This window comes from Streptomyces sp. NPDC001292, assembly GCF_042896465.1.
GTDB lineage: Bacteria > Actinomycetota > Actinomycetes > Streptomycetales > Streptomycetaceae > Streptomyces.
Genome location: NZ_JBIAXG010000015.1, coordinates 147,041 through 157,372, shown reverse-complemented (window position 1 = coordinate 157,372; position 10,332 = coordinate 147,041). Strand labels below are relative to the sequence as shown.

The window sequence follows — 10,332 nt, the reverse complement described above, 5'->3', positions numbered from 1 at the left end:
GGACCGGGGACCGAACGACACCGACACGGGGACCGAGCCCACCGGGGACCGGGGACCGAACGACACCGACACGGGGACCGAGCCCACCGGGGACCGGGGACCGAACGACACCGACACGGGGACCGAGCCCACCGGGGACCGCGGACACACGGTGCCTCTGCGGAGCAAGACGGCCACGAAGCCCCGGACTAAGACCAAGGGGAAGCGCGCCCGGTCCCGCAGCCCGCAGACGCAGCGCGCGCCGCGGGAGCTCGAGCAGTCGGTGGACCAGCTCGTCCAGCAGGTCCGTCCGCACGTCTCTGCCCTGCTCGAACGGGACGGCAACGAGTCCGTCACCCGGGTCCAGCTGCGGGAGATTCTCCGCCGTGAGGGCCTGAAGGGCGGCCGGAACGACCGGCTGAGCCTCGTCCTCCAGGAACTGCGGAGTGACGCCACCACGACGACAAGGAGCTCCGCCCGATGAAGACCTGCCACCAGTTCGACACCGTCCGTGCGGAGTACGAGCGGGAGATCGGCTTCATGCTCGCCCACTCAAAGCGGCACGAGGGCAGGCCGGCGGCGAAGTCCAGCGCGAAGCAGGCTGCCTCGACGAAGCAGCGGATGGCCCGCGCGCTCAACAGCCACGTCGGTCGCTGCCCCGAGTGCGGCTGAACCGGCAAAACCCCGCTCAAGGCCCCCTAATCGCAAAGGGGGGCCCGGCTCCGTGCCGGGGCCACCCGCCCCGCTTGAGGAGACACGCCTTGATTCCGCGTCCTGTTCGCTCATCCGAGGCCACGGTCGTCGAGGCCAGCGCCTGGGCGGACGTCCTGGTCCGCCGGAGACTCCTGCACGCCGCCGTCCTCGCGCCTACCGGCCAGTGGCTCGTCCAGGGCCACTCAGAAGGATCCGTCCGCGTCCTTACGGGACCGGCCGACGTCCTCGCGCTGGCCGCGAGCATCCAACAGCACACCCGCTCCACGAGGCCCGAATCCTGATGACGAACCCCACCCAGACCGGCACCGCCCCGGAACCTGCTCCCAACTCCAACTCGGTCTCGGGGCGAGCAAGTTATCGGCCAAGACACTCTTCCCCGTCGGGGAAGCGCGCCTTGGCCAAGCCCGCCCCGGGGGTGGCGAGAGCGGACCAGCACCGGGGGGTGCTGGTCCGTGAGACAGCGACCGAGGGCGGATCGCAGCCGGAGGAGACGCCTTCACTGCACAAGCCGCGCGCCGCGAAGAGAACCTCGCGCAAGCGCTCGCCCAAGCCGCCCTCGCACAAGCGTGATTACGTCTGCAGCGTCCGCCTGAACGGCGACGAGAAGACCCTGCTCTGCGCTGCCGCCACCGCGACCCGTACGAGCCTGCCAGGCTTCCTCGCCCGCAGCGGGCTCGCCGCCGCTCACGACCTCGACAGCACCGCCGCCGCCATCGCCGGCCACCGCGAGCTGATCGCCGAGCTGTTCGCCGCACGCCGGCACCTCGGACAAGTCGGCAACAACCTCAACCAGATAGCCCGGGCCATCAACTCCGGCGGCCAGCCAGCGGAAATCGACGCGGTCGTCGCGGCGGTCCAGCGCGCCGTGACCCGCGTACAGGCAGCCACAGACCGACTGCTGGAGCAGCGCTGAGCTGGCTCCCCTTACCGCCCCGCATCCCGCCACTCCCAGCGACGACCTCGGACAGCAGCATGATCCCCCGGATACAAAAGCGCGGGCAGCGCACCATCGGTCTCCTCTACTACCTCTACGGGCCCGGGAAGCACGAGGAGCACATCGACCCGCACCTGGTCGCCTCGTGGGACCACAACGCTCCCGACCCCGGCCGCGACCCGTCTGCCACCCTCAAGCAGCTCCAGCAGCTCCTGGACCAACCCGTCGAGAACATCGACCAGGCTGACCGGCCGAAGAAGCACGTGTGGCATCTGTCCGTCCGCAACAGTGCCGAGGACCGGATCCTGACCGACGAGGAGTGGGGCGAGGTGGCCCGCCGGATGGTCGCCGCCACCGGTATCGACTACCCCGAACAGGGCGCGGGCTGCCGGTGGGTGGCCGTCCGGCATGCCGACGACCACATTCACATCGTCGCCACGCTCGTCCGTGAGGACGGCTACAAGCCCGACCTCGACCACGACGCCGCTCGCGCCCAGGCCCAGGCCCGCGCCTTGGAAGCGGAGCTGGGCTTGCGCCGGCTCAACAAGGGCGACGGCACCGCGGCCCAACGCCCCACCAGCGCCGAGCGCCACAAAGCCGAACGTCAGGGCCGCGAGCGCACCGCGCGGGAGGAACTGCGCGAAACCGTGCGCCGCGCGGTGGCTGGCGCCAGCAGCGAGACCGAGTTCTTCGACCGGCTGGCCGCCGCCGGCCTGATCATCCGTAAGCGCGTCGCCCACTCCGGCGACCTGCTCGGCTACAAGGTCGCCCTGCCCGACGACCGCAACAAGGACGGCGAACCGGTCTTCTACCCCGGCGCCCGCCTGGCCCCCGATCTTTCCCTGCCCCGTATCCGGGAGCGCTGGTCCGCCGACACTCGCGACCAGGACGCCACACCGGCAGATGTGCCCGCCCCTGCGGCGCCGAGCGACCCGGCCGCCGCCCGCCGACGCACGGCCTCGGCCGCGTGGAACGCGGTGCTCGTCATCGAGCACGGCGACGACGCCATCGCCGCCGCGTACATTGCCGCTGCCGGCGAGGTCCTGGACGCGCTTGCGAAGACCTCCGCGGCCCGCACCAGGCGCGAACTGCGTGACGCCGCCTTCGCGTTCGAGCGGGCCTCCCGCTCCCACGTCCGCGCCGAGCGTGGCCACGACCGAGCGCTGCGGCAGGCCGCCCGTGACCTCGTCTATAGCGGTCCGGCGTTGGGCCGCGGCGAGGACGGCGCGACCACCGCGATGGCGATCGACATGCTGTTCTTCCTCATCACCGCCGCCGCCCACTGGCACGCGAAGAAGAACCACGCCCAGCAGGCCACCGCCGCCCGCCAGGCCGCCGAACATCTGCGCGCCGCCTACCAGGCCGCCGCCGCCCAACCCCTCGGTGCCCTCTACCAGCGAGGCCGGCGCCTGGGCCGGGCGCTGCGGCAGCGGCAGACGACGGTGCTGCGCACAGCGCTGCCGGAGTTGGCCGAGCAGATCCTCGCCGAGCCCGGCTGGTACGCGCTCGCCGCCACCCTCGCCGACGCCGAAGCCGCCGGCCACGACCCGGCCGCCCTGCTCGCCGACGCCGCGGGTCGGCGGGAGCTGGACACGGCGGAGTCCGTCAGCGACGTCCTGGTGTGGCGGCTGCGCCGGGCAGCGGACCTGCCTGCGGATACCGCCGGCATGGTGCCCGACGCTCACGCCGCACAGCGCTCGGCACAGCGCGCCGGGCAGCACATCCCCGGACAGGCCCGGCCTGGGCGTGGCCGGTCGTGACTGTGGACTTTGTGAATTGAACAGGTCAGCGGACTTCGCGCACGATCATGACGCGTGCAGGACGAGACGAGGGAGGACACCGGGTGTTTCACCGGATACGACGACGCCGCCGCGCGAAAGAGGAAGAGTTCAGTGAGGTGCAGCGCCAAGCGTGCGAGGCGTGGCTGCGGATGGCCGACCAGGTGCCGCCGGTCCTGCAGATGCAGGAGGAGCATCAGCTCGCGGAGCCGGCGCCGGTTGTGGACGACTTCCTCCCGCCGGAGCTGCGCGTCCCCAGCCACGACCAGCTCGACGGCCGGGTGATGCCCTGGCCGTGGCCGGTCGTCCTGGACGGCGAGGTCGTCGCCTGCGCCGAGTGCGGCGCCTACCGCGAGTGGCTCATCCTCTCCACCCACGACCAGGTCTGGCTGCGCTGCCAGGCCGGCCACGAGCAGCACGAGACCCGTCTCGACACCGCGTGGTTCAACCGACACTCCGGCCCGGGAGATGCCATCCACGCCACGTTCGAGGACTGCCTGCGGCACCTCGGCCACCGCTGACCTCCACTCCTTCGACCCCTTCTCGGGCCCACGGGCCCGCACTGTCCAACCGTCACCGAGCACCACAGGGGTCAGTTCACCCATGCGCGTTCGCCTCACCATCACCGCCCTCGGCCTCACCGCCGCCCTCACCCTGCCCGCCTGCTCCGCCGGCACCAGCCAGGCGAAGTCCACCTCCCCGTCCTCCGCCCCCGCAGACCACCCGGCCACCACCAAGCAGAGCGACGCCCCGCTGTCGTCGGCCGCGCTTCAGCCCCGCCTGCTCGACGAGAGCGACCTCGGGTCCGACTACACCCGCAAGCCGGAGGACACCTCCAGCCACGACGACGTCACCGTCACCGGCTGCCCCGCCCTGGAGAAGCTGGGCGGCGACGCGGCGGCCAGCGGCTCCCTCGACTTCCCCAACAAGGCGAAGGTGTCCTTCACCTACACCGGCGGCAGCGCCGGTTCGGAGGTCTCCGAGGAGCTGTACAGCGACACCTCCACGAAGCTGTCCGACGGCATCGATCGGATCTTCGACGCCATGACCGGCTGCCCGACCTACCAAGTCGTCTCCGGCAGCACCGCCATCAACGTGACGTCACAGAAGACGACCGCGCCCCGGCTCGGCGACCAGCAGTGGAGCCAGCTGATGACCTTCACCTCCGGTGGGCAGGACAGCGTCGTCAAGCAGACCGCGATACGTGAGGGAAGCCTGCTCCTCATCGTCTCCGGCGCGCCAGCCCTGGTCGGCCAGCATCTCGACAAGGCCCTCGCCAAGGCGACAGCAACCCGCTGACGCGCCCGCAACGGCGCCCTCGACCACCACGGTCGAGGGCGCCGTGTCGATCCGAGGATTCAGAGCATCCGGGTGAGCGTGCTGGGCGTCGCCGAGCAGCGGCCGGCCTAGGGTGGCGGGTCAGACGGCCCTCGACTTGAACCGCCATACCGCGTGCTCCATCCCGCCCGGTTCGTGTCCGAGGGCAGCGGCGGCCTCCTCGTACACAGCTCGCAGCTCCTCGTACTGCAGGCCCGTGACGCCGGCATCCGCAGCGAAGGCCCGCAGGTGTACGTCCACAGCGACGTGCGATCGACCGACAAGGTTGCCCTCCACCAAGAGCAGCCTGCTGGTCGCCGGTGAGGAGCTCACGGCCGTCCACAGCCGGTACGACAGTCTCCGGTCCGACAACGCTGGGTCCTCCGGTGATGCCCGCGGCCGGGTGGGGACAGCAAGCTGGCCATAGCCCGTGCGCGACGCGACAAGGGCGAGAGCGTCACCAACATTGCCAAGGCGCTAGGAGTCCACCACGCCACCCTCTTCGCCACCTGGCAGAGAGGGCCTGAGAGAGGCGCACAGGGGCGCAGTCAGGCGCTCACCTCGGAGTGCACCGGAACGGGCGGGCGCACTCCCGTGAGTGCCTCCGCTCGGGCGAGAAGGTGGGGCGCAAGGTCGGGGTACCAGCCACGGGCAACGGCTTGCAGCATCTCGGCCAGGGCCGCGAGTTCCCCGATTCGACCGGCGGGGGTGTCGAGGATGGCCGCGAACTCTTTGCGGATGCGGGCGGCTACGTCGGGTACAAGCAGGCTGTTGGCGTGGAGAAGCCCCGCGTCATAGCCGAAGGGCACCAGGCCCCACCGCTCCCAGTCCAGCAGGCACAGGGGCTCGGCGGTGAGGTTGCCCCAGTGCAGGTCACCGTGACCGGTCACCCGCTCCACCTTGGCGGGGGCCGGGATGCCGAGGAACTGGGGGAAGGCTCGTTCGATCCATCCGTCCCGGACGGTCGTCTTCACACCCTCCGCTTCAGCGAGCAGGGCAAGGGCTTGGCGAAGGTTCGCCCACCATTCGTCAGGCAGCGCCGGATCGTGGTCGATGTCGGCTCTGTCCGGGGACACCACGGGTTGCCTCAGGTAGTCCAGGACTTCGGCCTCGAAGGCCCACTCGCCGTCAGTCCAGTCGTGCACCCCGTGCAGGCGGGGGCGCGGGACGCCTTCGGGTAGGAGCTGGGAAGCCCCGACGATGCCCTCCCCCTGCTTCCTACCCGCGTTCCTCTTCGCCGTCCGGCTCACCCGTAGCCACCGGTCCTCCGCTCGGCGTCCGAGGGTGACACCGAGGAAGCCCCACGCCAGCGGACCCGTGCAGGTGAGGCCCAGTGCCTTGGCCGCCCGGTCGTGGGCTGCCTCCATCAGGGCTCGTACCTCCTCATTCACCGGCGAGTTCATCCGTCACCCTCCTGAGTTCCTGGGCCGTCAGCGGCGCAGCCAGAGCCTTGGCCATATCGTCCCAGTGCTCGCGGGTGCTCGCGGAGGTGAGGACGACATCGAGGCCGGGGCACGAGCCAGCGGCCAGCATGGCAGCGGCTGCGGCCGACAGGCCGGGGCGGATGAGGTTCACCAGTTCGGGTGTCATGGCGTCGAGGAGTTCGCCGCCGTGCAGGGGCGCAGAGCCGAACGTGATCAGCCCGGCGTCCTTCGCCTGTACCAGTGGTCCGCCGCCGTTCAGGGCCTGTGTGATCGGGGCATCCATGATCAGGCTGACGGGCATCTGCATGCCCGTGAAGTGATGCTCGGCGGAACCAGCCGCCTGGCGTGCGAGCGCGAGCAACTCGGCGACACTGAACGCTCCGGAGGTCAGGCCCGACCAAGTGGCGACGCCGTACCCACCGATCCTGCCCGCATGGGCGAACTCCTCCAGCGCCGTGAAGGCTTCCCGCACACGCCCGTGCAGAGCGGCGCGGTCAAGGCCGTGCCCGTGGTGCTCTGGGTTGTGCACGAACACCAAGTCCACGCGCCCGAGCGCGGCCAAGGACCGCTCCGTCTGCCAGCGGAGGAAGCCTCGCTCAAGGCTGTGCCTACCGGCCGCCTCTTTCCGGGTGAGCACGCCCTCAGCCAGGGCGCTGCGGCCTTGTTCCTCCGTGAAGAACCCCGTCTTCGTGGCTACCCGCACGGTCGGGTATTCCCCGAGCACCGGGCGCAGCTCCTCATGCGCCTGACCACGACCATAGTTGGGTGCCGTGTCCACCCAGGGGCTACCTGCGGCCAGGGCGGCGCGTGCCGCCTGACTGACGGCACGCACGCGGTATGTCCCCAGGCAGAGCGTGGCGGTCACAGCGCCGTCCCCACGACTGCGACGGCGTGGCCGGCGATGAGGACGGAGACCAGTTCGGCCACCTCCTTGACCTCAAGCCCGGCGGAGTCGGCCACCTCCCCCAGCGTGGTCGGCTGGTTGGTCAGCAGCGCGCCCAGCGCGGGCGCCGCGGACTCAGCGAAGTCCCACGCGGTACCCGCCGCGGAGAAGGTGACCGTGCCCTGTTCGCGGTTGGCCGTCAGGCGACCTCTCGGAGCGGTGAGCTTGACCGTGATCTCTCTCCGTGCGGGGAGTCCGTCCACGTAGGGCAGGGACGGAATCGCGTGGCCCAGGTCTGTCGTGTCGATCGACTCCGCCCACCGCTCCACGAGGCGGGGGTCCGCCATCATGTCGGCCACCTCACGTCGTACGGCGTCGATGAAGTCCGACTGTTCCGCCAGCGAGCCGAAGCGCGGGATGTCCCTGCGCAGTGCGAGGGACGCCCGGAGCTGATCGACGACCCAGAGCATCAGGTCAGCGCCGGTGTGCGGGACCATGCCGAACGTGAGGTGTAGGGATTCCGTCCCCTGATCGGCGGTGACCGAGTGCCACCAGCCCCGCGGCAGGTAGAGCACGTCGCCCGGGGACAGAACGAGGTCCGCCACAGGGTCGCCCTCCGGCTCCTCCGGTGACTCCACGTCCCGGAAGGTGGGCGCCTCACGGGTCATTCCCCACAGGCGCCACCGCTTCGAGCCGTGCAGTTGCACCACGACGACATCATGGTCGTCCCAGTGCCGGCCGAAGCCCTCCCGCTCGGTCCACGAGGCGTACACGTTGGCCTGCACGGAAGTCCCGAGGAAGCGTTCCAGCCCCTCCGCAGCCGCCCCCACGGCGGGGTGGATCTTCTCCACCGCGTCGAGGACCAGTGACGCCCCATCCCTGAGCTGGGCGTGGAAGTCGGACGGCTGGATACGGGACCAGGTGACCGCGCGGCGGTTCGTTGTCGGAATCGCGTAGCGGTGCAGCGGGACCATCTCGCCGTCAGCCGACAGGCGCAGCCGGGGCGGCTCCAGCCGCTGCGTGGCAATGATCCGGTTCAGGTCGTCCCAGGAGAACAGACCCGCCACGTCGGCGACGCCGGGGAAGTGCGCGTACGAGCGGTGGTACGTCTGGGCGAGGAACCTGTCCCCGCCCAGACGCCCCGCCCACGAGGCTGCATCACGCAACGTGGGCGCTCCCGTCAGTCGTTGCCGTCGGAACGGCCACTGCTGACGTCCGACTCCTGCTCGGCACGCGTGCGCGCGGCCACGATCTTCCGCTTCGCGACGAGCAGTCCACCCCCCTCGGGGGCGGCCGACGTGGTGTTCTCTTCCACCATCGGACTTACCTCTCTCTTCTCGGGGACTCCCACCGGGATTCCGGCAGGAAGCAAAGGGACAGCGACGAGCGCGGCGGACGCCGACCTTGGCGACGACGGGCGCCCCGTGCACCGCGGGCACCCGCACGGCGGGGACTTGGTCGGCGAACCCGAGATCACTGCGTTGCGGTGGTTCACCCGCACCATGCGCACCGAGTCGTACATCCGGCCCCCGTCGTATGACACCCGGAGAGTCATGCACCCGGTCGTCATGAGCGCACACCAGCGTCAGGGCCGAACCTCCGCCGGTACCCCAGCCGCCACCCCACGCCGTAGCGGACCCACTTTTCGTTTCGCCCGGTCGCTGCCATGGGGGAAATCATTGGCCTACAAAGCGACGGCTGTGTAGTTCTTTCCCGTCATGGACTAAAGATCATGAACGGCAGGCGGCGGACCACTCCGCCAACAAGGCTCGCACTTCGTCCCCGAACAGCGCATAACCCTCAAGCGTGGAGAACAGTTCCAAGTGCATTTCGATGTCACGTGGATCTCTCAGGATCACGACACCGGTGGTGTTCTCCACGGTGGCCAGGGTGTCGTCATAGATGGTGAAGGTGTCCATCGGAGCCATGGGCTTGTATCCCGCGATGGGGATGACGCCGAGCTTCACGTTCGCAAGGTGGGTCAGTGAGGCCAGCCGGTCAATCTGCATCGCCATCGCAGCCGGGGGCAGGAGTGGCCACCTCACAGCCTGCTCGGTGAGAATGAAAGTGAACCGCTTCTTCGTGTCGTAAAGAACCTCCTGCCGCTCCAGCTTCCTCGCGATCGTCTTAGTGACATCGGCCGGAGAATGGGCAAGGCTGGCGCGGATGTACTCAGGGGTGGACAGCAGTCCTGTAATCATCGAGAGCAGGAAGAAGCGGAACTCCGTGGACGAGGATTCAAGGGCGGCAAGTTCAGTCTGCTTCTTCTCCAGGCCCCTACGCCGGAGCGAGCGCAGGTCTTGCCATTCGGTGTTGGCCAGCCTCGCGAGGGCAACGACCTCCTCGATGACCTCGGGCGGAGCCACCACGGCCCGGAGGATCCTTTCCAGATCCAGCAGACTCGGCTGAACTTTCCCATTCTCGATCCGACTGATCTTCGATTGGGACATGTTGCAACGCCGAGCGAGCCGGTCCCCAGTGAGGCCGGCTCGCTTGCGTAGTTCTTTCAGCAGGGCCGCCAGTTCCTGTTTCGGCTGCCCGAGCTGCTCAGGATCGAACGTCACCCGCTGCTCACGTACTCCAGGAACGGCACGGATTTGGCAATGGCAATCCGCTTCCACTGCCGGTAGGGCTCCGGGTCGCCCTCGTACAGCTCCCGGTTTATCTGTGTCCCGTCCGCCCGGTAGTTCATCAGGACCACCTTGGACTCGTCGAACATCCAGAAGTCCTGATCTGGAAGTCCCGGGTTCTCCCGGTCGGTGAGGTCGAGGATACGGATATCCTCGCCCGCCTTCACGTGGTGCCGGTAGTAGTACTCGAATTCGAACCGAAGGTAGTCCGAGAGCGGGCGGGTCACGACGTGCACCCTGCCGACTCTCTTTCCTTCCGAGGCCCACTGCCGGACCTCATCCATCCAGGCCGATGTGTAATCGTCCGGCGACTTCTCCCCGGCGAGGAATCGCTTCAGCTTCTCCGCTTCCTGGGGCATGGTGTAGACGGGCAGCGTCTCCAGCCTCCACGCCTCACGCTCCATGGAATCGAAGCAGTCGTTCCAGGCGTCACCATCCAAGTGCACGGAACGCCTCCCTGAGAACCGCCTCCGGGATTTCCACAAGCCCTTCCCCGGCGGGCGGGGTGAAGGCGTCGGACACGTCACCCTGCACCACGAACGACCCCGCGGCCGTGCGGTACACGTTCGGGCAGTCCTTCTCTCCGCACTCGCCGTTGCCATTGCCCGTGAGCCGGGTGAGTGCCGAACGCTCGGACATGCCAAACCCCCTTGCTCTGGCCCCGATTGGGCCG

At 69.3% G+C, this 10,332-nt stretch carries 14 protein-coding genes and 1 pseudogene; 7 read left to right on the top strand and 8 right to left on the bottom strand.

The features are described 5' to 3' along the window. The 7 genes and pseudogenes from ACFY4A_RS18420 to ACFY4A_RS18390 all read left to right on the top strand — a co-directional run. Positions 1-463: pseudogene (locus ACFY4A_RS18420) on the top strand (hypothetical protein); the annotation flags it as partial. After that, complete coding sequence (locus ACFY4A_RS18415) at positions 460-651, top strand: hypothetical protein (RefSeq protein ID WP_055493674.1); 192 nt, start codon at positions 460-462, stop codon at positions 649-651. The pseudogene ACFY4A_RS18420 and the gene ACFY4A_RS18415, both read left to right, overlap by 4 nt. Positions 652-740: 89 nt before the next feature. Next, complete coding sequence (locus tag ACFY4A_RS18410) at positions 741-974, top strand: hypothetical protein (RefSeq protein WP_006143111.1); 234 nt, start codon at positions 741-743, stop codon at positions 972-974. 113 nt (positions 975-1,087) lie between these two features. Beyond that, the gene (gene mobC, locus ACFY4A_RS18405; protein ID WP_390830439.1) at positions 1,088-1,606 is read left to right on the top strand and encodes a plasmid mobilization relaxosome protein MobC; all 519 of its coding nucleotides are present in this window, start codon (positions 1,088-1,090) and stop codon (positions 1,604-1,606) included. Positions 1,607-1,665: 59 nt separating this feature from the next. Next, positions 1,666-3,387 carry a relaxase/mobilization nuclease domain-containing protein gene (locus ACFY4A_RS18400; RefSeq protein WP_390830438.1) on the top strand — a complete coding sequence of 574 codons (1,722 nt, stop codon included), beginning with the start codon at positions 1,666-1,668 and terminating at the stop codon, positions 3,385-3,387. A gap of 83 nt (positions 3,388-3,470) precedes the next feature. Beyond that, positions 3,471-3,926, top strand: a complete 456-nt coding sequence (locus tag ACFY4A_RS18395; protein WP_366841711.1) for a hypothetical protein — start codon at positions 3,471-3,473, stop codon at positions 3,924-3,926. Between the two features lie 82 nt (positions 3,927-4,008). Beyond that, positions 4,009-4,704: a hypothetical protein gene (locus ACFY4A_RS18390; protein WP_390830437.1), complete on the top strand. Its 696-nt coding sequence runs from the start codon at positions 4,009-4,011 to the stop codon at positions 4,702-4,704. Positions 4,705-4,824: 120 nt separating this feature from the next. On the opposite strand, the gene ACFY4A_RS18385 is transcribed toward ACFY4A_RS18390, so the two are convergent. The 8 genes from ACFY4A_RS18385 to ACFY4A_RS18350 all read right to left on the bottom strand — a co-directional run bounded on the left by ACFY4A_RS18385 (position 4,825) and on the right by ACFY4A_RS18350 (position 10,298). Continuing rightward, positions 4,825-5,094: a hypothetical protein gene (locus ACFY4A_RS18385; protein ID WP_366841713.1), complete on the bottom strand. Its 270-nt coding sequence runs from the start codon at positions 5,092-5,094 to the stop codon at positions 4,825-4,827. A 176-nt stretch (positions 5,095-5,270) separates the two neighbouring features. Then, positions 5,271-6,125, bottom strand: coding sequence for a hypothetical protein (locus ACFY4A_RS18380; RefSeq protein WP_366841714.1), 855 nt, complete (start codon positions 6,123-6,125; stop codon positions 5,271-5,273). Beyond that, positions 6,106-7,011, bottom strand: coding sequence for an aldo/keto reductase (locus tag ACFY4A_RS18375; RefSeq protein ID WP_390830436.1), 906 nt, complete (start codon positions 7,009-7,011; stop codon positions 6,106-6,108). The genes ACFY4A_RS18380 and ACFY4A_RS18375 overlap by 20 nt, the downstream gene beginning before the upstream one ends. Then, positions 7,008-8,195: a JmjC domain-containing protein gene (locus ACFY4A_RS18370; protein ID WP_366841716.1), complete on the bottom strand. Its 1,188-nt coding sequence runs from the start codon at positions 8,193-8,195 to the stop codon at positions 7,008-7,010. Before ACFY4A_RS18370 ends, ACFY4A_RS18375 begins: the two co-directional genes overlap by 4 nt. Before the next feature lie 14 nt (positions 8,196-8,209). Continuing rightward, positions 8,210-8,347 carry a hypothetical protein gene (locus tag ACFY4A_RS18365; RefSeq protein WP_006143122.1) on the bottom strand — a complete coding sequence of 46 codons (138 nt, stop codon included), beginning with the start codon at positions 8,345-8,347 and terminating at the stop codon, positions 8,210-8,212. A gap of 412 nt (positions 8,348-8,759) precedes the next feature. Next, positions 8,760-9,593 (bottom strand): helix-turn-helix transcriptional regulator, encoded by an 834-nt coding sequence (locus ACFY4A_RS18360; protein ID WP_061915928.1) that lies wholly within the window; start codon positions 9,591-9,593, stop codon positions 8,760-8,762. After that, positions 9,590-10,105 carry a DUF6879 family protein gene (locus tag ACFY4A_RS18355; RefSeq protein ID WP_055493665.1) on the bottom strand — a complete coding sequence of 172 codons (516 nt, stop codon included), beginning with the start codon at positions 10,103-10,105 and terminating at the stop codon, positions 9,590-9,592. The genes ACFY4A_RS18360 and ACFY4A_RS18355 overlap by 4 nt, the downstream gene beginning before the upstream one ends. After that, entirely contained in the window at positions 10,089-10,298 is a 210-nt protein-coding gene (locus ACFY4A_RS18350; protein WP_055493664.1) for a hypothetical protein, read from the bottom strand. Before ACFY4A_RS18350 ends, ACFY4A_RS18355 begins: the two co-directional genes overlap by 17 nt. Positions 10,299-10,332 lie beyond the last annotated feature (34 nt).